This is a genomic window from Vibrio sp. 2033, assembly GCF_033339735.1.
This window is the reverse complement of sequence record NZ_JAWOVC010000840.1, coordinates 1-518: the sequence shown is the minus strand read 5'-3', so window position 1 is coordinate 518 and position 518 is coordinate 1. Positions and strand designations below refer to the sequence as shown.

General features: G+C 51.9%; 1 pseudogene. It reads left to right on the top strand.

Annotated features, from left to right (window positions below):
- Nucleotides 1-518 (top strand): annotated as a pseudogene (locus R7P74_RS29390) (electron transport complex subunit RsxC); the annotation flags it as partial.

Below are 518 nucleotides of genomic sequence, written 5' to 3'. Positions count from 1 at the left end.
GCAGAAGCCGCAGAGCGCGCGAAACTGCGCTTCGAAGAGAAAAAAGCGCGTATGGAGCGCGAAAAAGCAGAACGTGAGAGCCGCTTCAAGAAAGCCGCGGATGACCGTCGAAAAGAGATGAAGTCAACCGGTGGTGATGATGCTATCGCCGCAGCCATTGCTCGTGTTAAAGCACAAAAATCGAACGAAGATAATAAAGCTGAGCCAGCAGTTAAACCTGCTGTCGCGGCTGCCATTGCCAAAGCAAAAGCGAAGCAAGCCGCAGCAGCAAAAGCTGGTGCAACTGAGCCTGACAACTCCGAAATGGCAAAACTGCGTGAAGAGCGCAAGCGTCTTGCTCGTGAACGTAAAACAGAAAAAGAACAAAGCGAAACCCCTGCTAACAACGCTGATGACAAAAAGTCCGCAGTTGCTGCAGCAAGCGCGCGCGCGAAAGCGAAAAAAGCCCAGCAGGAAGAACACGCATCTGAAGAGCCAGAAGATAAAAAAGCTGCAGTAGCCGCTGCTATTGCTCGTGC